The organism is Paenibacillus ottowii (genome assembly GCF_050516475.1).
Classification (GTDB): Bacteria; Bacillota; Bacilli; order Paenibacillales; family Paenibacillaceae; genus Paenibacillus; species Paenibacillus ottowii.
The window spans coordinates 3,888,531-3,908,630 of record NZ_CP191577.1 but is presented as its reverse complement, the minus strand read 5'-3'; the positions used below and the strand labels follow the sequence as shown (position 1 = coordinate 3,908,630).

Below are 20,100 nucleotides of genomic sequence, written 5' to 3'. Positions count from 1 at the left end.
AGCGTAAAGTGATTAGGCTGTTACATAAGCCGCGAGCAGACGGGCAGTGTTCACTACGGCCAGCTTATGCGTGCGCTCCATTGCGTGAGAGGCGTGTACGCCAGGTCCAATCAGAGCAGCACGAATGTTATTGCCTGCTTTAAGCGCAGCTGAAGCGTCCGAACCATAATGCGGATAAATATCTACCGCATACGGAATATTCAGCTCCTTGGCCAGCTCAATCAGACGGGTCGTCATATTATAGTCATAAGGACCAGAGGAATCTTTGGCGCAGATAGAAACATCAGTTTCCTTGCAGCTCAGATCCTCACCTATGCAGCCCATGTCGACAGCTATCATCTCACTGATTCCTTCCGGTATGTATGCCGCTCCGTGCCCCACTTCCTCATAGTTGGAAATGAGCAATTTAACGGTATGTCGAGGCTTCCAGCCCCCATGTACAGCCGATTCCAATAAACCAAACAGTGCCGCTACGCTAGCTTTATCATCCAAGTGCCGCGACTTGATAAATCCACTAGGCGTTACGACCGGCCGCGCATCGAAGGAAATAAAATCGCCCACTGCAATACCGAGCTCAAGCACGTCTTCCTTTGACTCGACAAGCTCGTCAATCCGTACTTCCATATGGCTCTCCTTGCGTTCATAGCTCCGTGCATCATCATAGACATGCACGGATGGATGGCTGGACAGAATCGTGCCTGTATACGTTTGTCCGCTTCGGGTATGAATAAGGCAGTATTCGTTCTCGATACTATTCATCATGAAACCGCCCACAGATGTCAGGCGTAAGGTTCCTTGCGTTGTAATCGACCGTACCATTGCGCCCAAGGTGTCCACATGCGCACTGAGCGCCACGGTACGGTCCGTTTCTTGACCTTCCAATGTCAGGATAGCACCGCCTTTTGCATTCCATTCGATGGGTACCCCTAGGTTTTCGGTTTCCTTACGAATTAGCTCCATCACATGATGTGTGTATCCGCTAGGACTAGGCGTGTTCAGCAGCTGATTCAAAAAGCTCATGATATAGTGTTCATTTAATTGAATGGTCATTTGTTGCTCCTCCTCATTTGGACAACCGATCGGGGTTAGAGGACGGTTGCTCTATACCTGGGTCGGATGTAGACAGCATGCCAGTCGTGTCATCGGACACATTTGCATATGCTTCCACTGCGGTTGTGTGCTCTTCTTGTAGGGTATGCAGCTGATTAGTTAAACGTTTGATCTCTCTCTGAAGTCTATATTGGCGGAAAATACCGAAAGAACCGACAATAAGTCCACCCAGAAGAGTGCAACCGAGAATAAGCAGAATCAAAGGAATGCTAACCCTGCTAAACAGAAGGTTCACTTGAACCGAATTGACATTAATAACAGCAAAAACAGCTGTTAACAAAGCTATAACAAGTGCAGCGATCAAAGACCATTGTGTTTTCAAAATGCCACCTCCTCCCGTTACATTATAAAATCCCTTGTCCGCCATGGACAAGGGATTTATCCGTGCATCTTTTTCATGCGGGATTCTAAGTGTGCACGGTTTTACTTTCCTTCAGTTAGCTTTTCCATTTCCGTAATGACTTCCTCAAATACACTCATCGCTTCGCGAATCGGCTGTGGAGAGGACATGTCAACGCCAGCCTTCTTCAAAATATTAATTGAATAATCACTGCCGCCGCTCTTTAGGAAGCCCAAGTAACGGTCAACAGCGGGCTGGCCTTCTTCCAGAATCTGTTTTGAAAAACTGGTTGCGGCCGAGAAGCCAGTAGCATATTTGTAGACATAAAAACTGTTATAAAAATGAGGGATTCGTGCCCATTCCATTTCTATGTCTTTGTCTACTTTCATGCCAGACCCGTGATATTTTACATTCAGATCATAATAAATCTCCGATAAAAGCTGCGGTGTAAGGGATTCTCCCTGTTCAGCACGCTCATGTACAATCTTCTCGAATTCTGCAAACATCGTTTGACGGAATACCGTTGTCCGGAATTGGTCCGCATAGTAGGTGAGGAGGTACATTTTCTCTTTTGGATCGGTAGATTTGTTCAGCAAGTAATCCATCAGCAAAGCTTCGTTAGTAGTGGAAGCCACTTCAGCCAGGAAAATGGTATACTGTGCATCCCGGTACTTCAATGCGTTGTCTGAATAGTACGAATGCAGCGCATGCCCCATTTCATGCGCAAGCGTGAACATGCTGTTCAGGTTATTTTTATGATTTAGAAGCACATAAGGGTGGGTGCCATAAGCTCCCCAGCTATAGGCGCCTGTACGCTTATTTTCATTTTCGTATACATCAATCCAGCGCTCGTCATAGCCTTTTTGCAATGAAGCCAGATAGTCTGCGCCCAGAGGCTTAAGGCCTTCTTTGGTTTGTTTTTTGGCGTCCTCATACGTAATGTCCATTTTGTATTCGTCCACAAGCGGAGCGAATAAATCATACATATGAAGCTCATCCACACCTAACAACTTTTTACGCAGCTTAATATAACGGTGAAGCAGGGGCAAGCTTTCGTGAATGGTGTCAATAAGGTTCGTATACACTTCCTTCGGAATATTATCACCATATAGTGACATCTCCAATACGGAAGGGTATTTGCGAACACGAGAATAAAAAATATTTTTGTTCACATTGGCACTCAATGTAGAAGCAATCGTATTTTTATTTTTGGCATACGTGTCATATACCGCTTTAAAAGCACGTTCACGTACTTCGCGGTGTGGACTTTCGAGAAATTGAATGTAGCTGCCGTGAGTCAGCTCGACCTCTTTGCCATGCTCATCCTTGATTTTTGGAAACTTCAAATCCGCGTTGTTGAGCATTCCGAAAATTGTTTGCGGGGCTTGAGCCAGATTGCCCACCTGAGCGAGCAGGGCTTCTTCTGCTTTGCCTAAAACATGTGCTTTTTCCCGCTTCATCTCTTGAAGCGTAAATTTATAATCGGAAAGCTTCGGATCTGCAATAAAGGCATCAAGCTGATCATCCGGCAGTGCCAAAATTTCAGGTGTGACGAACGAAAGAGACTCGCTGACTTCTACGCCTAGCTTTTTGGCCTTTTGCGAAAGCCCCTGATATGTAGGTTCAGCCGTATCTTCATCATGATGAAGATGTGCGTACACATATACACGCTCAGTTTTGAGCGATAGCTCATCTTCGAGTTTAAAGCAGTCGCCAATCGCTTCAGCTGAATTGAGCTTGCCCTGAAATTGGGCAGCCTTTTTGGCTAATTGTTTGACTTCTTCGTATTCTTGATCCCATGCCTTGCGACTGGGAAACAGGTCTTCCAGTTTCCATGTATTTTCCACTGGCGCATCAGCGCGTTTTACAATTTCACTCATGGAGAGCCTCCTCTGATCGAACGTAATGTGGGATAGGGCTGCGTTGGTAAGGGACGGATGCCAAAACGAAGAAACCGCCACGCTTGCCGTAAGCAGCAGGGCAAGAGGTTTTACAGGATGCATGTAACGGCATATCCTCCTTATACCATGGCTTGTTATGCCATAGTATGACCTTTTGCCCCTGAAAGTATAATTTTCCTACTGTGGGTTGGAACCTATATTTAATAAGCTGTATACAATAAGATAAAAGGCAAGGCAAATCATGATTACGGCAGTGAGGGCCATCCACTTCTTGAGAGGAGTCGGTATCGTTTCACGCTTCATGATCAGCACTCCGCCCAGCGTAAAGGCCAGAATAATGAAGATGAGATAGCTGTTGGACACCATGAATAGGCTACACCTGTTTGAAAGCGTTCATGATCCGCTGCCATTCTTCCTCATTATCTTGAAAGGACTGCTTGGGAAAACGATTTTCGGCCCAATGCATCAGCGCTGGACGGCTCAAAAATGTGTGGGCTTCCTCGCCCCAATCATCGGATATTTCCCGTAGAACGATGTAACGGCCCTGCACCTCGACAGTCATCATATTCCACTTGTCTTTTTTGTATATTTCGTGTTTTTTCATCATATGCATGTCTCCGATTTTAATAGATGTTTTGGTTCATGATACCGCAGTTTCTGCCGCAAAAGCAAATCATTCCAGACCCTAAAATCCGGAAAAAGACCAATTGCAATGTGAAAAAGCATGAAGTATAATATGGATATTCGCCATAGATGGCGGTATTTTTAGGAGGTTGTTCACTTGAAAGGTACAGTTAAATGGTTTAACGCAGAAAAAGGTTATGGCTTCATTCAAGTTGAGGGTGGCGAGGATGTATTTGTACATTTCTCCGCAATCCAAGGCGAAGGTTTCAAAACTTTGGAAGAAGGTCAAGAGGTTGAATTCGAAATTACTGAAGGTAACCGTGGACCACAAGCAGCTAACGTAAACAAACTGTAAGTGTAACTGAATTGTAAGAAATGTTCCGTTTTTACGGATGTCTTATATATTACGGTTAAACGATGAATTGAGAGCGCAGTTCCTTAAATTTAAGGAACTGCGCTTTTTTGCGTAAAAACGTTTATCATTTGAGAAGGTTGAACTGGAATAGGGTATTATACGTAATAAAACGAAGTATGACTTATTTTTAATTTGAAGGAGTTGAGAAAATGAGTGCAGCAGAGGCTAATCGTAAGCCTTCCCTGATTGAAGGTCCCATTGCCAAAACGCTGTTTATGTTCTCTTTGCCGATGCTGTTCGGAAACATTTTGCAATCCTTGAATGGAACGATTAATTCAATCTGGGTTGGAAAGTTTCTGGGAGAAGCTGCGTTGACTGCCGCTTCGAATGGAAACATTATAATGTTTTTTCTGATCAGCTCGATTTTTGGGGTCACCATGGCGGCTACGATTCTGATCGGACAAAATATCGGAGCGGGTGACATAGCAGAAACGAAGCGTGTAGTAGGTACAAGCGCTGTCTTTTTCCTGGTGCTCGCTGTTGCTATAGGTATTATTGGGTTTGTAGGCTCACCTTGGATTCTTCATGTGCTCAATACCCCTGCCGAATCGGTGGATATGGCGATCACGTATACGCGCATTATTTTCGCAGGCATGCCCTTTTTGTACGGTTATAACTACATCATGACCGTAATGAGGGGAGCTGGAGATTCCAAAACACCGTTTTATTTCCTGCTCGTTTCCGTCGTGCTGGATGTGTTACTCAACCCGCTATTTATATTCGGATGGGGACCGATTCCTGCTATGGGTATCGGAGGCTCTGCTGCAGCTACCCTGATTGCCCAAGGGATCAGCTTTGTGTTGATTCTCATTTACCTATATCGTGTAAAATATTTTTTGCGCATTACATCTTCAGAGCTTTACTTGCTTACATTTGATTGGAAGATTATTTGGACCCTTATTCGTAAGGGAGTTCCAATGGGACTGCAAATGATTGCTGTTTCCACCAGTGCGATTGCTTTAATGAATCTGATCAACGGCTACGGGACAGTCGCAGCGGCAGCCTACACAGCGGCCAACAATTTATCCAGCTATGTGCAGATGCCGGCTATGGCGTTAGGTGCAGCCGTATCTTCCTTCGCCGCTCAAAATATCGGTGCCGGTCGCTGGGATCGAGTGCGCAGGACAACCTGGATTGGGATTGTGTATAATTTTGTATTGACTGGTGGGGCAGTTATATTTATTTACGTATTTAACCGTCAAGCCTTGCTGATGTTTCTTCCTTCAACAGGAGGGGCATTGGAACTGGGAATGCATATTAATCTGATCACTTTGTGGTCTTTTGTAATATTCGGTATTACCAATGTCATTACAGGCGTTGTGCGATCTACGGGTTCTGTAATGATACCGCTTTTAATTACCATTATTTCATTATGGGGTATTCGTATACCTTTGGCCTATGCATTTGTCGATGAGTATGGTCTGGATGCGGTATGGTGGAGTTTCCCAGTTGGATTTATAATTTCAGCCGTAGCAGTTATTTTTTATTACGTTTTCGGAAAATGGAAGCAGGCTAGCATGGGAGAGGGGAAGCAAGATGTGAAGCTGGCAGATGATAAGGGATAGATAGGACATTTCTACTACAATATCTCATTTTTCTTGAATATTAAAAGAAAAAAAGTGAGGTTGTTCATTTGTGCTAAAAGGTCGATCATATTATAATGAATATGGTTTGGATAGGTATAATTACGTAGACAACAATGTGGAGGCACCGTCATTTGAGTTATGTTGAGCAAGGACGTTATCAAGTACCGAGAGGCCCCATAGGTCTAATGAGCCGAATGTACAAGCACATTCTCCCTGAAACGAAACGAGAATTGAGTAACTGGAAGAGCAAGGCCGAGCAAATTCCGGACCCTGAGCTGAGAAGCCAGGCGCTTGCGAGCATAGCAGAGAAGACGTTTCACTGCGTGGGGGGAGCGGTTTATGCCGCAGCCAATATGTCTGACCGGCAGATACTCATTCCGCTGATTGTGGCGTACCAGACGATTAGCGACTATCTGGACAACCTGTGTGATCGCAGTACGTCGATGGACCCGGATGATTTTAGGTTGCTGCATCAGTCTATGCTGGATGCGGTTAATCCGGCGGCTAGGCCAGTGAATTATTATGAGTTGCGTCGTGAGCAGGAGGATGGCGGTTATTTGACTGGGCTGGTGACAACCTGTCAGTCTTGTGTAAGCAGGCTTCCGGGCTATGAGGCGGCAATGCCTTACGTTCAGGACTTGGCGCGATTATACACGGATTTGCAAGTATACAAGCATATTAAACCCGAGCTGCGGGAACAAGCGCTTTTGGACTGGTGGTCGATTCATAAAGACCGTACGCCCGAGCTGCGCTGGAACGAGTTTGCTGCGGCTACTGGCTCAACCCTGGGGGTCTTTATGCTGTTTCTTGCTGCCAGCGACCGGCATCTCACAGATGCGGGGGCTGCCTCAATACATGCATCGTATTTTCCACATGTGTGCAGTCTTCATATTTTGCTGGATTATCTAATCGATCAAGACGAAGACCGGAAGGGCGGAGATCTTAACTTTTGCAATTATTATGAAGATACCGACATGATGCTGGACCGGATCGCCTACGTAGTGAATCGGGCGCGGGCTGATATTGCAGATGTCCCTGCCAGCTCCTTTCACCGGATGATTATCGAGGGATTGCTGGCTTTATATTTATCCGACCCCAAAGTTAATGAGCAGCAGGATGTTCGCGCTGTTTCGAGACGTTTAATGAAAAATAGTCCGCTCATGCGTCTGTTTTTCTTATTAAACAGTCGATGGATAAGAAGGCTTATATGATTATTTTGAGGAGGTCATAATTCATGACAGCAGTTAAGAAAATTGCAGTATTAACAAGTGGTGGAGATTCACAAGGGATGAACGCAGCAGTCCGCGCCGTTGTGCGCAGCGGTTTGTATTTCGGATTGGAAGTTTTCGGGATTCAACGCGGCTATCAAGGCCTTCTGAACGATGATATTTTCCCGATGGACCTGAGAAGCGTCGGAGATATTATCCAACGTGGGGGTACTGTACTTCAATCTGCAAGATGCCTAGAATTTACGACAGAAGAAGGACAGAAGCGTGGCGCTGAAATTTTGCGTAATCGTGGAATTGACGGCGTAGTCGTCATCGGTGGCGACGGTTCTTACCAAGGGGCTAACAAACTGACCAAGCAAGGCATCAAAACCATGTGTCTTCCAGGGACAATTGACAATGACATTTCCTTCACAGACTATACTATTGGTTTTGACACAGCAGTTAGTATTGTAGTAGACGCAATCAACAAGCTGCGTGATACGATGTCTTCCCATGAACGTTCTTCCATCGTGGAAGTTATGGGACGTCATTGTGGCGATATTGCGCTCCATGCGGGTCTGGCTTCCGGTGCAGAAACGATCTTGGTACCTGAGGTAGAATTCGACCTGAATGAAGTATCTGAGCGGATGAAACAAAATTTTAAACATGGCAAACGCCACAGTATCATTATCGTTGCTGAAGGTGTAGGCAGAGGCGAAACAGTAGCCAAAGTAATCCAAGAAAACTGTCCAGATTATGAGCCTCGTGTTACAGTGCTTGGACACATTCAACGTGGAGGTACACCAACTGCATTTGACCGTAACCTGGCAAGCCGTTTGGGTGATTTTGCAGTTCGTCAATTGATTGAGGGTGTATCTGACAAAGCTTGCGGAACGATTGATGGTAAGCTGGTAGCTACAGATATTGGCAAGGTTGTAAGTACTAAAAAAGATTTCAACATGGAGCTTTATGAGCTGGCCTTGCGTTTGTCCCAATAATAAGAACTTTTTTACATTTATAATTTCAATAGTTCAGTTCTGATATGGGAAAAGATTGAGATTATGCGGATGACCTGAGTCATCCGCTATTTTTATAGTTTTGATAGGATCAGGAGGTATTCACCATGTATTTATTCAAAATAGAAGTGGACAGTTCGGAAGGAGCGCTGACCGTTATTCTTGCTGCTGAGAATGAAGAACAGGCTTTTGAAGAAATTGAACAGCATGTGGAGAGACACTTTTTATATCCCCCCGAGCTAAAAGAAGTGGCGATTGTAGAGAAAAAACGAATAACTACGGGTGCAGCATATGTAATCGAGACACGCAAAGACTAAGGAGTCTTTGCGTGTTGTTTTTGTTCGGCAAAACGATGTTGCACTCTAACCAAACGCCAGAGAAGTAAAATAGCACCTACGGCCAGACCTGTAATCAGGCCAATCCAGTAGCCGTAAGGCCCCCATGTAGTCCAACGTGCGAGTATATAGCCTACAGGAAGTCCTATAACCCAATAGGAGAGGAAGGTAAGCAAAAAAGCCGGATTGACATCTTTATATCCACGTAGTGCTCCTTGGGTTGGTGTAGCGACAGCATCGGATATCTGAAAGAAAATTGCATAGATTAAAAAATGCTGGGCTAATTGAATGACCTGCGGGTCGGTAGAGTAAAGCCGAGCGACTTGTTCACCCCAGATAAGCAGCACAATAGCTGTAATCAAGGATAAGCCCACTGCGCTGCTTATGCCCATTACACTATAAGCTTTGGCATCTCGTGGACGAGCAGCTCCTGTTTCATAGCCGACCAGAATCGTAAGTGCCATGCAAATACTGAGTGGAATCATATACAGAGTAGAAGCAAAGTTCATCGCTGTCTGATGAGCGGCTATGGTAGCCGTGTTATAGCTGCTCATCAAGAGAGTAACGGCTGAAAAAACGGCAGTCTCAAAAAATATAGCAAATCCAATAGGTACCCCGATTTTGATAAGCTCTTTCAAAGCACTAGCCGCGATCCCGTATATTTTGCTGAAGATTTGGTATTTGGCAAATATGTTTCCCCGATGCACAGTAATACCAGCAACCAGCATAATAATCCAGTAGGTAGTAGCCGTTGCTACCCCGGAGCCTACACCTCCCAAACGGGGAAAACCCCAATTACCATAAATAAGTAGATAGTTCAATAAAACATTGATGGGCAACGACATGAGCGTAATTAACATGGTGAAACGGGTTTGCCCCAATGCATCCATAAAGCTGCGAAGGACGGTGTAGGCAAATAGAGGAACAACACCGAAGGCCATCGCACAAAGATAGTACAAAGCCACATTATGAACTCTCAATTCCAGATTCATCCCGTTCAATATCGGTTTTACCAGAATGATGCCAGCGATCAATACGACGATGGAGAGGGCGAGAGATAGCCAAAGAGCCTGAATGACATAGTAGGAGACTTTATCTTTGCGCTGTGCTCCGACCAATTGGGATACAATGGGGGTAATAGCCATAAGGATTCCATTCAGGCCTGTTTGTACAGGAACCCACAGGCTTACTCCGATAGCTACTCCAGCCAGATCGGCAGGGGAAAAGTGCCCCGACATATTCGTATCAAAAAAAGTCATGGCAGATAGTGCAAGCTGGGTAATCAGAATAGGGAGCAAAATGTAAAAAAGCTGCTTCCATTTCTGTCCCATGGTTAGAGTCAATTGCATTTTTATTGTCCTCATTTACTAGGGTTTTTATTTATATATATCATAACATGTAAATTTTATTGTAAGGGATACTACAACAATTGAACAGCAATAAAAAGACTGCGTCCGTTCACCAAACAACGGGGCAGCCTTTGATATAATGATATAAGTCCCTAAATTTCGTATAAAATTAAGAGAAGTCCAGAGAGATGATTATTTGTAACTTACCCCGCTTGTATAGCGGTTAGTGGCATTCCAGAGTAAATATTCGTCCACCTTCATGTCCTTAAGTGCTCGAATTTGATCCTCGACTTGTGTTTTCCCATACTTAGCATAATGCCCGCTTCCCAACCAACTTGCGGTAAAGTCTTGAATCCACGGGCGAATAATTGGCTTGAGCTTGCCTGTAGGATCAAGTTTTTTGTGTGTATCGACCATGGAGCCTTTGATCGTCTGGTATGGATTTTTGTCTGGGTCTTTTACACCGAACCAGCCTGTCGTGTAGTGACTTGGATAAACCATCGGTGAAATGACATCTACATTTTCGGAGATTTTAGTGAAATCCTGTCCGATCCCCTCGGCCGCAGGAACGGATGCGGCATAACCGAAAATATCTACTGATACCCTCACACCAAGCGGGGCAAGCTCTTTGCGAGCATATTGTACGAACTCAGCGATCGTATCCGAGCGGGATTGGTCTGATTTGGTATATTTCAGTTTGTCTGCTCTTTTTTCAAACCCTTCGGGGAAACGTACATAGTCAAATTGGATTTCCTTAAACCCGAGTTTTGCTGCTTCCTTGGCAATGGCGACATTATAATCCCATACTTCTTTATTATAGGGATTAACGAATCCATCTCCCTTACCGTTTTTCCAGACAGATCCATCAGCATTGCGGAAGGACATCTCAGGATTTTTATTAGCCAGTACCGTATCTTTAAATACGACAATACGAGCAATCGGATAAACATTATGTTTTTTCAATCGGTCCATCAAGCCGGAAATATCCTTGATGAACTTTTGCGGCTTGCCCAATTTCAGAAGCTCGGGGTTGGTCGTTGGATAAGTAATGTAGCCTGCATCGTCCTTAATATCGATCACCATGGAATTGAGATCTGTCTTGTCCAGCAGTTCCAACAGTTGGGTCATACGTGAACCGCCTGCGCTATAGGCTGTGACATAGATGCCTTTAATAGACGGTGTGGTCGGTTGGGGGTCAATTTTATCCGGCGGATGGGAGGCATCTACCTTTATGTTACTGTGTTGTGCTTGAATCATCGCGCTGCTGATTGTCGTTGCCACCGTATCTTTTACATTTGGAGCGTTGACTGACTGGTCGCCATTCCCACTTATCCCCATGGCTAATAGCATAATTGCCCAAATCATATTCATTTCTTAACTCTCTCCCTTATGTATGGCGCTTACCTGATTATACGTAAAGTTATGGACTGAAAAACAACACACTTGTAACTAATACTGGCATCATCAGGCATAGTCTTACATGATTAACCTAACTATCGCCCGATGAATCTGTAAATAGGCATAAATAATGCCGCTCTCTTCACGGTTGTGGATGCAACCGGAAGAAGCGGCATTTGGCGAAAAAAATTTATTGAAGATAGTTGTTGTCTTGGTGCTCACAAATACTGTACTGAATAATTTCTAGCGCATCCGTTGGCTTGAGTATGGACAACCCGTCCCGAAGCACAATCATCGAGTTTAGCTCATTCTTTTTGAGAGAAGGAAGCATTTCCGGGTACCATCTTAAGACAATGTCGGACAGTTTTACCGTTTCCATTTCCACAAAAATCACCCTTTCCTGCTCGGAATCATTCCAAAAGAATCATTCAATACGATTCGGAAAAGCAAAGTGCCTGTGAAATAGCAGGTAAAGCTGGTCTTTATATACTATGGGAACAGCGCACATATAGTGTACCACAAAAACGATATTTTGACACTTGGGTTTGTGCTTATCTTCGTCGGAATGAACCCATAACTCCAACTGTTTCCACAATATTCACAAAAGCAGCAGGGTCCACTTCCTTAATGATACGTTTTAATTCTACAAGCTCGTAGCGTGTCGTAACAGTCATCAGCATGTCCTTTTCGGTATGTGAAAATGCACCTTCAATTTTTATTTTGCTGACACCCCGTGGCGTGGTCAACATTCGGCTGAGCAACTTGTCAGTATGCTCTGTAATGATGTAGACGGTGATCTTCGTATGACTTACATAGATTTGATCCAATACTTTACCCGTTACAAAAATGGATAGCATGGAAGCCAGTGCAATATTCCAATCATTGTTCAAATACCCTGCTGCGAGAATGACCAGTCCATTTAGGCCCACAAGTACAGTTCCGACGGGAAAGTCACGATAGGTGGTGACGATGGAGCCGATAATGTCAAAACCGCCTGTAGAACCTCCTACCCGAAAGGAAATTCCAGCTCCAACGCCGACCAATACCCCGCCAAAGACAGAGGCCAGCAAAGGATCAGACACGACAGATTGTACGGGGACCAAGGCCAAAATCCATGTTGTAACGACAACCGATAAAATGCTCAGGCTAATAAAACGCTTGCCTAAAATAAACCAGCCTGCAATAAGCATCGGGATATTGATAATAAAATACATGGTGCTGATATTAAATTTGGTGAAATAGCCGATTAGCATGGAAAGCCCGGCTACGCCACCGCTCAGCAAGTGATGTGGGACGAGAAACAGATTAAAACCGCATGCTATGGCAGCGGCTCCAAGTATGACGGTTAAGCAGTTTAACACTATTTTTAACAACTTTTTTTCACCTCATTTAAATTATACAGAAAGCAACTTACTGGTATTCATGAATTGTTCTGTGCTATAATGCGATGTGGATATTCTTGAGTAGGGACCTATGTCCAGAGAAACACTTAAAATTTAAACTGTTTTAAAAAGGGTAAATTCGTTTAAGATGTATCGGATAGGGTTCCCCGAATTCATTACAGAAACATGCAGTTGTAGATCTAAATAAACTGACACTGTATTGGGGAAAACTTATACAATAATATCGCTACTTAAGAATACAGACAACATTGTGGATTGTCCACCACATCCACCATTATGAAGGAGTTTGAATAAATTTGACGACATTTGCAGAATTTGATCTTGAACCGAAAGTAATTCAGGCGATTACTGAGTTGGGCTTTGAAGAAGCCACACCAATCCAATCCCAATCCATCCCAATTGCACTGCAAGGCAAAGACATGATTGGCCAAGCCCAAACAGGTACCGGTAAAACCGCAGCCTTTGGTATTCCGCTGATCAACAAAATTTCTAGAAACGATGAAAAAATCAGAGCTCTGATTATGGCTCCAACACGTGAGCTTGCTATTCAGGTGGCTGAAGAAATCGAAAAACTCTCCCGCTTCAAAGGTCTTCGCACTTTGCCGATCTATGGTGGACAAGACATCGTACGCCAGATTCGCGCTTTGAAAAAGAAACCTCAAATTATTATCGGTACACCAGGACGTTTGCTTGATCATATTAACCGTAAAACCATTAAGCTAGAAGATGTAAACACTGTTGTTCTGGATGAAGCAGATGAAATGCTCGATATGGGCTTCATGGAAGATATTCAGTCCATTCTGAAGCAGGTTCCGGACGAGCGTCAAACAATGCTGTTCTCAGCAACAATGCCTCCTAATATCAAAAGATTGGCTGAGCAATTCCTTAAAGATCCTGAGCACGTATCCGTTATTCCTAAACAAGTTAGCGCCCCACTGATTGATCAGGCCTACATTGAAGTTCCTGAACGTCAAAAATTCGAAGCATTGAGCCGTTTGATCGACATGGAATCCCCAGAACTTGCTATCGTATTCGGTCGCACTAAGCGTCGGGTAGACGAGCTGGCTGAAGCTCTGCAAAAACGTGGTTATTCCGCAGACGGTTTGCATGGTGACTTGTCTCAAAACCAGCGTGACGCTGTTATGCGTAAATTCCGTGACGGAAGTATTGACGTGCTCGTAGCGACTGACGTTGCTGCCCGTGGTTTGGACGTTTCCGGCGTAACTCACGTTGTGAACTTTGACCTTCCGCAAGATCCGGAAAGCTATGTTCACCGTATTGGACGTACTGGACGTGCAGGTAAAGAAGGGGAGGCTTGGTCTTTCGTAACCCCTCGTGAAATTGACCATTTGCATTTCATTGAACGTGTAACTCGTCACCGCATTCCGCGCAAGCCTCTTCCAACATTGGCAGAAGCACTGGAAGGCAAACAACGTATTATCGCTGAACGCCTCCTAGAGGTTGTAGAAAAAGGCGAGCTGAACGAGTATAAAGGTTTGGCTATTCAAATGCTGGAGCAATATGATTCTGTACAACTTCTCTCCGCAGCTCTGAAGCTGATGACTGGTGAGAAGAGAGAGGCATCCATTGAGCTGACTCCAGAAGATCCAATCCGTGCAAAACGTCGTAAACCAGACGTGCGTTCTGGCGGACGCAAGCCTTCTAACTATGGACGCAGCAACGGTGGTTACAATTCCAACCGTGGCGGTAGTGGTAGTAAAGGTGGATACGGCGGTTACAACCGTGGTAAAGAAGGCGGTGGCTACAACCGTGATTCCGGAAGCCGCTATAGCGGGGATCGCAAACCACGCCCGAGCAGCAATGGAGAAACTCGCCGTCCTGCACGACGTGAAGATTCCTCTTCTGAATAATAAGAAATTAAATTAATGAAAAGTCGAAGCTGAATGTTAGCTTCGGCTTTTTTGTTATGAGATCGAAATGTACGAAATTTAAGCGAGCTGCTTTAATGGAACACATATGGATTTCACTGGCGCTTTAGGGCTGAAATACGGTATGATATAGTCAGAAGCCGGAATTAACAGGCATAGCAACATGAGTCTTGGAACTGCCAAGGCTTGCGGAGGGAGAGACTGACATTGGAATTTAAAGGAGCTATGGGGGGGATTTACCGCCTAACCGAGTGGATTACCCGGCTGGCGGCTAGCAATTTGTTATGGGTGTTATGTTCGTCGCCTTTTGTATTCTGCCTCATACTGAAATTACTTGTTATGAATCAGAATCTGACGAATGAATCGTTACAAATGAACTGGGCGATGGCTATTTTGGCACCGCTTACTTTATTTCCAGCAACATCAGCTTTGTTCACGGTAGTTCGCAAATGGGTGATGGGCGATACTGATTCAGGCGTGTTTCGTACCTTCTTTAAAGGATATAAAGAGAACTACAAGCAGAGTCTGATTGGGGGGATCTTTTACACGTTATTGTTTGTCGTCATGTACGTAGATTACACAGTATATATGACACAGCTCAGCAACTTGCAAATCGTGGGCGTTATCATGCTGATCCTCATCATTATTTTGCTTGTGTCTATGTTTAACTTCTTTTCGATGGTGGCTCATTATCATATGTCTACCGGACAAATTATTAAAAATGCGGTGTTATTGACGCTGATTCGACCATTCCGTGTATTTTCCACCATGCTCGGCAGCGCCGTTGTGATATACATTGGAGTTAAATATCCCGTGCTTTTCTTATTCTTCATCGGCAGTGTAGTTGCCTGGTTCGCCTTTTTTAATTTTTACGGAACCTTCCTCAAAATGCAGGATCAAATGGAGAAGATGAAACAGAAAGACGAGGAACAGGCAAGCATTGAAGACAAGAATAGTGATAACCTCTAAAAATAAAACATATTTCTCCTAGCATTTACTTTCTGAGTGAGAAGCGCTATAATAAGGTCACATCCTGCGATGCACGTTACGGTCATTTGTTGTTTTGAACCAATGACAATGTCTAGGGAGATCTATACGGATGAATAGCTGAAAAGCCCTGTCAATTGCTGACAAGGGGACTTCAAAAATTTATTCTGCGGTCACCCACCTGCTAAAGCAGGTTCAGAAGACGCTATGGTCGAACGGCATCGGCGGGTACTCTATAATGTAATGAACACACTCTGATACTGCTCTTGCAGAAACAGGGTGTTTTTTGTATGCAACAATGTTAAACTAAGACTTGAGGTACTAAGGTCGCATACCACAGGCATAATCGGACTTACGATCGGTTGCTTATCATATTTAATTAAGCGCTTGCAGTAGAAGGAACCGATATGTCGTATTAATGGGTAGCGATTATCGTGAAGGAGGAAATGTCTTGTCGTTAAAGAGGACTCTGGTAGGGATTGTGCGCAGCCAAGAAGGTACAAGCGACCGGGTCAAGGACCCCCAAATGAAGACACGCTATTATAACTTATCGAGAGACAAGGCTTGGGAAGAAGTATCATCTATCATGAAAAAAATTCCTGGCTACAAGGTACTCCATGAGGTAGCATCCGTAGGTGAGATTACGTTGGAGAAGCGAACGGCGTTCGGTCGAACCATCGACATTACCGTTTCGATTTTATCTGTATCGCCAGTTCGAAGTGCGGTGGATATTTATTCTGCTTCACGCGGATCATTAGGGGACTTGGGTGCGAATTACCGCATTATTTTGCAACTGTTCGCTATGATTGACAAGAAGCTGTCTGCTTATAAGGTCGTACAGTAATAGCAGGTTATGGAGCAATGATGTGGTAGACAAACATCAAAAAAAGCGAGGAAGGCAATCCTTCACTCGCTTTTTTAATATTCGGTCTTGATTTAGACGAGTTTTTTTACGGCTGCGATCGCCTGGTCATAGTCAGGATGCTCAGCCATTTCACTCAAGTATTCTACGTAAGCGATTTTGTCATTTTGATCAATGACAAAAATAGCTCTATGATCCAGGTGGAATTCCTTGATGAATACACCATAAGCTTCACCAAAGGAATGATCCTTATAGTCAGACAGCGTCAATACGCGGTCGATACCAGCCGCACCGCACCAACGAGCTTGAGCGAAAGGCAGATCCACGCTGACCGTCAGGACTACGACTTGATCCCCTAGGGAATCTGCTTCTTGGTTGAAACGTCGAGTCTGTGCGTCGCACACGCCTGTATCTAGAGAAGGGACAACGCTAATCAGTTTGACTTTGCCTGCAAAGTCTTGAAGCGTAGCTGTTTCCAATAAGTCTTTCTGTAATTTGAAATCAGGCGCCTGATCTCCAACTTTCAGTTCAGGACCTATGAGAGTCAAAGGATTGCCTTTAAAAGTAGCAGCTCCTGTACGTTCTTGTGCCATATGTAATAGCCTCCTTTGGTTTTTGGCATTGGTTATCGTTGCCGAAATCTATTATAATCTTTTATAAAAGACATTGTCCAATTTGAATAAGGTGGAGACACCCATGAAGGAAGGATTGCCTTGATTTTTTTACGTTATGAGAACTGGAAAAGTTATTTGCGGTTTTACCCGGTAACCTGTCTGATTTTGCTTATCAATATTGTGATGTTTATTGTACTGACCGTGCAGGGTGGATCGGAAAATAGTTTGACGCTGATCCGGTATGGGGCTTTGATTAATGAGGCGCCATTCACTGATCAGCTATGGCGGTATGTGTCAGCTATGTTTTTACATGCAGGGTTTGATCATCTTTTGTTTAATTCCTTTGCAATACTTGTATTCGCTCCTCCGCTGGAGCGTTTGCTCGGGTCCTTGCGATATGTGTTATTGTATCTGGTCACGGGCATTGTTGGAAATATTCTGTCCATTGCGCATTATAACATGCTGGCGGAGACGACAGTGTCTGTAGGGGCTTCAGGAGCGATTTATGGCATCTATGGGGCGTTTCTGTATGTTGCCTTGTTCCAACGTTCCTTGATGGATGATGCTTCGCGCAAAACGCTGTACACGCTGCTTGGGTTTGGTATTCTGTTTTCTTTTGCGGTTGCAAACATTAACTGGACCGCTCACTTTGGGGGCTTGCTCAGTGGGTTCTTCATGTATGGATTATTGATTAGATTGACTGGTCAGCGCAAACGTCACTAAAGACAGCTTTATCGTAAGTTATCTGGGTAAGAAAGAGGATGGTGTTCGATGAACATCTTCTTTCGTATGTTGAAAAACAGATTGGAGCGAATATCGGAGTGGAATTACGACAGTTGCAATACTTCATGAAAGTAGCGCAAAAAGAACATGTCACTCAGGCAGCCGAGGAGTTGCATGTGGCGCAATCTGCGGTAAGTCGGCAAATTCATCAGCTTGAAGAGGAACTGGGAGTTAACCTTTTTATGCAAAAGGGTCGTAATCTGCAGCTTACGCCAGTAGGACAGCTATTTTGCAAACGGGTGGAAACGATCATAAAAGATCTGGAGCGGGCAGTTTTGGAAGTGCATGAGTTTTTGGACCCTGAGGGGGGCGAAATTCGTATTGGCTTTCCGCACAGTTTGGGAATTCATCTTATTCCTACGGTGGTGGCTGAATTCCGCAAGAAGTATCCCAATGTTAAATTCAGATTTAAACAAGGGATGTATCCGAGTTTAATTCGTGATGTGTTAGCGGGTGAGGTGGATTTGGCTTTTGTATCTCCTTTTCCAGACCGACATGATCATGTCGAGGGGGATGTGGTGTTAACCGAGGAGTTATTTGCAGTTCTCCCGCCTAATCATCCTTTGGCTTCAGCCGAACACATCACATTGAGCCAGCTTAAAGGAGAAAAATTCATCTTGTTCAGAGATGGGTATTCGTTACGTCCGATTGTCTGGCAGGCCTGTCTGGAGGCTGGCTTTACACCGGATATTGCTTTTGAAGGCGAAGAGACAGATACGATACGCGGATTAGTAGCTGCAGGTATGGGGGTTAGTCTTCTGCCTGAAATGGCACTGTTTCAGACCAACCCGCTTCAACCTGCAAGGGTGTCGATTGTTGATCCAGAGGTCACAAGAACGATTGGCTTGATTCATCGCAGAGATGACAAACTTCCATTGGTCGCCAAATCTTTTCGGACTTTTCTGTTGCAATATTTTGGGCTTCAAGGTAATGCTGCTGCTTCGAACAAAACTGTAAAAGCAGATTGAGGGTATCAAGTATAAATGGGTTTTTGGTTTGAGATCAAGAAAAAAAGGTTGTTCCTCTACCATCGTTGGTGGAGGAACAACCTTTTTTTCAATACAAGTGCTTAATCTCGGCTGTTAAAGATGCCGATTAGGCGGATCAGTTCCAGCAAGGAGACGAGAGCTGCGGCCACATACGTCAATGCAGCAGCGTTTAGAACTTTGGCTACACCGCGTTCTTCATCACTACGGATAAACCCTTCAGAAACCATGATTTCCCGTGCGCGATTAGAAGCATTAAATTCCACTGGCAATGTAATTAATTGAAAAGCAACAGTAGCCGAGAAGAAGATAATACCCAGGCCGATCAGGTTCGTAAAGCTAAATAAGAAACCGGCAATCAGCAGAAACGGTGCAATCCCAGAAGCAAAGTTTACGATCGGAAAAATCCGGTGGCGAAGCGCCAGCATAGGATAATGCTCTTTATGTTGGATGGCATGACCGACTTCATGGCAGGCCACTGCAACTGCAGAAATGGATTTTTCATAATAAACGGGCTCGGACAGGCGTACTACTCGTTGTATTGGATCATAATGGTCAGACAGTGCGCCGGGTACTGGCTCAATAGGCACATCATGCAAGCCGTTGCGATCCAGCATATGCCGAGCTGCATCATAACCAGTCAACCCATTTTCATTGGGAACATCAGACCATTTGTTAAATGTGCCTTTTACACGAAATTGCGCCCATAAGGATAATCCGAACGCAAGAATAATCAAAATATACATACCCATCATAAAGCAACCCTCCATTATTGTTCATCTATTAGCCTGGGTATCTACATCATAGAACTATGCTCCAACAGATACTTCAAAGCCTCAATACAAGCGGCGCTTTGTGGCAATAGACCCGTAAGCAGCTTGCGAGCTTGAACGGGCTTGAGCTGTCCGAGAAGAGGCTGTAGTTCATTGACTTCACGCTCTAGACGCTGCATGTGCATTTCTAGACTCGTTAGTTTGTCAGTGACGTGCTCTTCTCCTGCGACTGAGTTCCATTTGATCAGTGTTTGTTTGATTTCCTCGAGGCTATATTTCTCTTGTTTCATTTGGTTAATACGTTCAAGCCTGTTTAAGGTTTCATCATTATAAAGTCGATAATTTTTCAATGATCGTTCTTCAGGTTTGATCAAACCGAGTTTTGTGTAATAATCAATCGTTCGTTCGCTGACACCAGCCGCTTTGGCTAGCTCACCAATTCGATATAGCTTCATATCCCCATCTGTCTTCACCTCGCGCTCTTGTTCAACCTTCGATATTAGCATCTTAAACCGAGTGTT

At 44.4% G+C, this 20,100-nt stretch carries 22 protein-coding genes and 1 other RNA gene; 11 read left to right on the top strand and 12 right to left on the bottom strand.

The features are described from left to right. Positions 1-12: 12 nt before the first annotated feature. From ACQQ6X_RS18165 to ACQQ6X_RS18145, 5 genes are all read right to left on the bottom strand, one after another. Complete coding sequence (locus ACQQ6X_RS18165) at positions 13-1,050, bottom strand: M42 family metallopeptidase (protein WP_305166452.1); 1,038 nt, start codon at positions 1,048-1,050, stop codon at positions 13-15. Positions 1,051-1,063: 13 nt separating this feature from the next. Continuing rightward, complete coding sequence (locus ACQQ6X_RS18160) at positions 1,064-1,477, bottom strand: LapA family protein (RefSeq protein WP_149032641.1); 414 nt, start codon at positions 1,475-1,477, stop codon at positions 1,064-1,066. Between the two features lie 56 nt (positions 1,478-1,533). Continuing rightward, a complete protein-coding gene (gene pepF, locus ACQQ6X_RS18155) occupies positions 1,534-3,330 on the bottom strand; it encodes an oligoendopeptidase F (protein WP_305166562.1) in 1,797 nt (598 codons plus the stop codon). Between the two features lie 198 nt (positions 3,331-3,528). Beyond that, positions 3,529-3,717 (bottom strand): hypothetical protein, encoded by a 189-nt coding sequence (locus ACQQ6X_RS18150; RefSeq protein WP_016819720.1) that lies wholly within the window; start codon positions 3,715-3,717, stop codon positions 3,529-3,531. Positions 3,718-3,724: 7 nt separating this feature from the next. Beyond that, on the bottom strand, positions 3,725-3,958 hold the full coding sequence (locus ACQQ6X_RS18145) for a hypothetical protein (RefSeq protein WP_014599632.1): 234 nt from the start codon (positions 3,956-3,958) through the stop codon (positions 3,725-3,727). A 174-nt stretch (positions 3,959-4,132) separates the two neighbouring features. Here ACQQ6X_RS18145 and ACQQ6X_RS18140 point away from each other — a divergent pair, with 174 nt between their 5' ends. The 5 genes from ACQQ6X_RS18140 to ACQQ6X_RS18120 all read left to right on the top strand — a co-directional run bounded on the left by ACQQ6X_RS18140 (position 4,133) and on the right by ACQQ6X_RS18120 (position 8,517). Further along, positions 4,133-4,330 carry a cold shock domain-containing protein gene (locus ACQQ6X_RS18140; RefSeq protein ID WP_305166451.1) on the top strand — a complete coding sequence of 66 codons (198 nt, stop codon included), beginning with the start codon at positions 4,133-4,135 and terminating at the stop codon, positions 4,328-4,330. A 209-nt stretch (positions 4,331-4,539) separates the two neighbouring features. Beyond that, positions 4,540-5,955: an MATE family efflux transporter gene (locus ACQQ6X_RS18135; protein WP_305166450.1), complete on the top strand. Its 1,416-nt coding sequence runs from the start codon at positions 4,540-4,542 to the stop codon at positions 5,953-5,955. 152 nt (positions 5,956-6,107) lie between these two features. Further along, complete coding sequence (locus ACQQ6X_RS18130) at positions 6,108-7,187, top strand: tetraprenyl-beta-curcumene synthase family protein (protein ID WP_063213031.1); 1,080 nt, start codon at positions 6,108-6,110, stop codon at positions 7,185-7,187. A gap of 23 nt (positions 7,188-7,210) precedes the next feature. Next, positions 7,211-8,182, top strand: a complete 972-nt coding sequence (pfkA, locus tag ACQQ6X_RS18125; protein WP_305166449.1) for a 6-phosphofructokinase — start codon at positions 7,211-7,213, stop codon at positions 8,180-8,182. Positions 8,183-8,307: 125 nt separating this feature from the next. Then, positions 8,308-8,517, top strand: a complete 210-nt coding sequence (locus ACQQ6X_RS18120) for a DUF3906 family protein (protein WP_305166448.1) — start codon at positions 8,308-8,310, stop codon at positions 8,515-8,517. Here the strand turns inward: ACQQ6X_RS18120 and ACQQ6X_RS18115 are convergent. The 4 genes from ACQQ6X_RS18115 to ACQQ6X_RS18100 all read right to left on the bottom strand — a co-directional run bounded on the left by ACQQ6X_RS18115 (position 8,514) and on the right by ACQQ6X_RS18100 (position 12,655). Then, complete coding sequence (locus ACQQ6X_RS18115) at positions 8,514-9,884, bottom strand: MATE family efflux transporter (RefSeq protein ID WP_305166447.1); 1,371 nt, start codon at positions 9,882-9,884, stop codon at positions 8,514-8,516. The two genes, ACQQ6X_RS18120 and ACQQ6X_RS18115, sit on opposite strands and share 4 nt — an antisense overlap. A gap of 192 nt (positions 9,885-10,076) precedes the next feature. Next, positions 10,077-11,255, bottom strand: a complete 1,179-nt coding sequence (locus tag ACQQ6X_RS18110; protein ID WP_305166446.1) for a putative glycoside hydrolase — start codon at positions 11,253-11,255, stop codon at positions 10,077-10,079. Between the two features lie 217 nt (positions 11,256-11,472). Continuing rightward, positions 11,473-11,661 (bottom strand): hypothetical protein, encoded by a 189-nt coding sequence (locus ACQQ6X_RS18105; RefSeq protein WP_014599634.1) that lies wholly within the window; start codon positions 11,659-11,661, stop codon positions 11,473-11,475. A 172-nt stretch (positions 11,662-11,833) separates the two neighbouring features. Beyond that, entirely contained in the window at positions 11,834-12,655 is an 822-nt protein-coding gene (locus tag ACQQ6X_RS18100) for a YitT family protein (RefSeq protein WP_305166445.1), read from the bottom strand. Between the two features lie 326 nt (positions 12,656-12,981). Between ACQQ6X_RS18100 and ACQQ6X_RS18095 the strand changes: the two genes are divergently transcribed. The 4 genes from ACQQ6X_RS18095 (at position 12,982) to ACQQ6X_RS18080 (ending at position 16,405) form a co-directional block, all read left to right on the top strand. Then, on the top strand, positions 12,982-14,556 hold the full coding sequence (locus tag ACQQ6X_RS18095; RefSeq protein ID WP_064796152.1) for a DEAD/DEAH box helicase: 1,575 nt from the start codon (positions 12,982-12,984) through the stop codon (positions 14,554-14,556). A 225-nt stretch (positions 14,557-14,781) separates the two neighbouring features. Then, on the top strand, positions 14,782-15,543 hold the full coding sequence (locus ACQQ6X_RS18090) for a YesL family protein (RefSeq protein WP_063213024.1): 762 nt from the start codon (positions 14,782-14,784) through the stop codon (positions 15,541-15,543). Positions 15,544-15,601: 58 nt separating this feature from the next. Beyond that, positions 15,602-15,796, top strand: a non-coding RNA gene (gene ssrS, locus ACQQ6X_RS18085) — 6S RNA. A 216-nt stretch (positions 15,797-16,012) separates the two neighbouring features. Continuing rightward, positions 16,013-16,405, top strand: coding sequence for a DUF1499 domain-containing protein (locus tag ACQQ6X_RS18080; protein ID WP_063209160.1), 393 nt, complete (start codon positions 16,013-16,015; stop codon positions 16,403-16,405). Between the two features lie 92 nt (positions 16,406-16,497). Here the strand turns inward: ACQQ6X_RS18080 and tpx are convergent, their stop codons facing one another. Further along, entirely contained in the window at positions 16,498-17,016 is a 519-nt protein-coding gene (tpx, locus tag ACQQ6X_RS18075) for a thiol peroxidase (protein WP_064796150.1), read from the bottom strand. Positions 17,017-17,136: 120 nt separating this feature from the next. Between tpx and ACQQ6X_RS18070 the strand changes: the two genes are divergently transcribed. Continuing rightward, on the top strand, positions 17,137-17,760 hold the full coding sequence (locus ACQQ6X_RS18070; RefSeq protein ID WP_063209164.1) for a rhomboid family intramembrane serine protease: 624 nt from the start codon (positions 17,137-17,139) through the stop codon (positions 17,758-17,760). Between the two features lie 98 nt (positions 17,761-17,858). Then, the gene (locus ACQQ6X_RS18065) at positions 17,859-18,788 is read left to right on the top strand and encodes a LysR family transcriptional regulator (protein ID WP_305166444.1); all 930 of its coding nucleotides are present in this window, start codon (positions 17,859-17,861) and stop codon (positions 18,786-18,788) included. A 101-nt stretch (positions 18,789-18,889) separates the two neighbouring features. On the opposite strand, the gene ACQQ6X_RS18060 is transcribed toward ACQQ6X_RS18065, so the two are convergent. Together ACQQ6X_RS18060 and ACQQ6X_RS18055 are read right to left on the bottom strand one after the other, a co-directional pair. Then, positions 18,890-19,561 (bottom strand): zinc metallopeptidase, encoded by a 672-nt coding sequence (locus ACQQ6X_RS18060; RefSeq protein WP_013370498.1) that lies wholly within the window; start codon positions 19,559-19,561, stop codon positions 18,890-18,892. A 41-nt stretch (positions 19,562-19,602) separates the two neighbouring features. After that, the gene (locus ACQQ6X_RS18055) at positions 19,603-20,034 is read right to left on the bottom strand and encodes a MerR family transcriptional regulator (RefSeq protein WP_187360619.1); all 432 of its coding nucleotides are present in this window, start codon (positions 20,032-20,034) and stop codon (positions 19,603-19,605) included. Positions 20,035-20,100 lie beyond the last annotated feature (66 nt).

Coding starts and splice junctions, on each gene's coding strand:
- ACQQ6X_RS18110 (WP_305166446.1), bottom strand. CDS start 11,255: ATGAATATGATTTGGGCAATTATGCTATTAGCCATGGGGATAAGTGGG.
- ACQQ6X_RS18055 (WP_187360619.1), bottom strand. CDS start 20,034: ATGAAGCTATATCGAATTGGTGAGCTAGCCAAAGCGGCTGGTGTCAGC.
- ACQQ6X_RS18145 (WP_014599632.1), bottom strand. CDS start 3,958: ATGATGAAAAAACACGAAATATACAAAAAAGACAAGTGGAATATGATG.
- ACQQ6X_RS18165 (WP_305166452.1), bottom strand. CDS start 1,050: ATGACCATTCAATTAAATGAACACTATATCATGAGCTTTTTGAATCAG.
- ACQQ6X_RS18105 (WP_014599634.1), bottom strand. CDS start 11,661: ATGGAAACGGTAAAACTGTCCGACATTGTCTTAAGATGGTACCCGGAA.
- ACQQ6X_RS18115 (WP_305166447.1), bottom strand. CDS start 9,884: ATGCAATTGACTCTAACCATGGGACAGAAATGGAAGCAGCTTTTTTAC.
- ACQQ6X_RS18120 (WP_305166448.1), top strand. CDS start 8,308: ATGTATTTATTCAAAATAGAAGTGGACAGTTCGGAAGGAGCGCTGACC.
- pepF (WP_305166562.1), bottom strand. CDS start 3,330: ATGAGTGAAATTGTAAAACGCGCTGATGCGCCAGTGGAAAATACATGG.
- ACQQ6X_RS18060 (WP_013370498.1), bottom strand. CDS start 19,561: ATGATGGGTATGTATATTTTGATTATTCTTGCGTTCGGATTATCCTTA.
- ACQQ6X_RS18160 (WP_149032641.1), bottom strand. CDS start 1,477: ATGGCGGACAAGGGATTTTATAATGTAACGGGAGGAGGTGGCATTTTG.
- ACQQ6X_RS18150 (WP_016819720.1), bottom strand. CDS start 3,717: ATGGTGTCCAACAGCTATCTCATCTTCATTATTCTGGCCTTTACGCTG.
- pfkA (WP_305166449.1), top strand. CDS start 7,211: ATGACAGCAGTTAAGAAAATTGCAGTATTAACAAGTGGTGGAGATTCA.
- ACQQ6X_RS18135 (WP_305166450.1), top strand. CDS start 4,540: ATGAGTGCAGCAGAGGCTAATCGTAAGCCTTCCCTGATTGAAGGTCCC.
- tpx (WP_064796150.1), bottom strand. CDS start 17,016: ATGGCACAAGAACGTACAGGAGCTGCTACTTTTAAAGGCAATCCTTTG.